Source organism: Nonomuraea aridisoli (assembly GCF_003236395.1).
Classification (GTDB): Bacteria; Actinomycetota; Actinomycetes; order Streptosporangiales; family Streptosporangiaceae; genus Nonomuraea; species Nonomuraea aridisoli.
Genome location: NZ_POUD01000579.1, coordinates 1 through 1,161 on the forward strand (window position 1 = coordinate 1; position 1,161 = coordinate 1,161).

Here is a 1,161-nt window from a genome sequence, read left to right on the forward strand (position 1 = left end):
GGATGTTGATCAAGGGTTAGCAACGATCCGCGACACGCCGTGTGCAAGCTGGTTTTCTGTTTCTGTATCCGATATCTATGGGGCCCATGAGTGGCAAAGTAGGCCGCCCCGGCAAGGGGCCACGCAAGCCGATCATGGTCCGTACCCCGGTCGATCTACACGCCGACCTGGACAGGGCGTGGCGCGCTGCTGGGTACGCATGCCTGAACGACTACGTCGTGGACGTGCTTGCCGCAGCGCACGGGCGCAAGGTCAAGCCTCCGGCCCAGTCGGAGCAGGCCACCCTGCCGCTCGCTGAAACTGCCGCCGCGTAGCACTATGCGGCTCCCCGACCTACCCCTAGAGGAGACGTAGGCGCCGAGGACGGGCGCCATAAAAGCCACGAGGGCCCTCGCGCGCATCTACCGCCAAGCAGTTCGCGCAAGGACCCTCGAAAATCACCGCCGGCTCCGGCGGGCCTTTCGCATGCCTTGGAGCCGGACCAGTAGCTAGGAGCCAGAGTATCAACGGGCCCCCGGCTCTGCCAGTCATGCCCGAATCCGGCGTGTCGGAAACGGGCGAAACTGGCACAGCCCACACCAGCAGACGCGTGAAGCGTCGCCGGCGCGCGGTCGCGTACGAGCACCCCGACCGGCTGCCTGCCGTCCCTACCCGGACGTGGTTCCGGGTGTTCCGCCTGTCGTGGCGGCGCGGCTACCTGCGCGACGAGGCCGCGCACCGGATGGCCGCCCATCTCACCCACTGGGCGACAACGCGCGGCATCGTGCGCGACATGCGGCGGGTGATGGACGCCTACGCCGCCGTTCACCAGGTGTCCGTACGCACCGGCTGGAAGGACCTGGCCCGGCTGGTCGACGCGGGCCTGGTGCGCAAGGTGGCCGGCAGCGCTCCCGGCCGGGCTGCCGTGTACGCGCTCGTGCTGGACCTGGCGCGCCTGCGCGCGGACTTCCCGAAGGACTTGGGCCGCGAGATCGAGAAGACCGCCGACGACCCGAAGTCCCGGGCCGCGGGCAAGCCGACGCTCGCCAGCATCCACGCCGCGCTGTCCGCGTGCGTGACCGTCCAGTACGGCGCCGCATCCACTCCAACGCCCGTCCGGTCGTTCTGCTGTGGACAAGTTCACACGTCCCCTTATACGCGAGAAGGCCCCGCCCCTCCCCC

At 68.9% G+C, this 1,161-nt stretch carries 1 protein-coding gene and 1 pseudogene; both read left to right on the top strand.

From position 1 onward, the window contains the following. Positions 1 to 86: 86 nt before the first annotated feature. Positions 87 to 314, top strand: a complete 228-nt coding sequence (locus tag C1J01_RS48180) for a hypothetical protein (protein WP_146616052.1) — start codon at positions 87 to 89, stop codon at positions 312 to 314. A gap of 275 nt (positions 315 to 589) precedes the next feature. Further along, a pseudogene (locus tag C1J01_RS48185) lies at positions 590 to 1,161 on the top strand (hypothetical protein); the annotation flags it as partial.

Excerpts from the sequence above, each read along its gene's own strand:
- C1J01_RS48180 (WP_146616052.1), top strand. The coding sequence starts at position 87 with ATGAGTGGCAAAGTAGGCCGCCCCGGCAAGGGGCCACGCAAGCCGATC.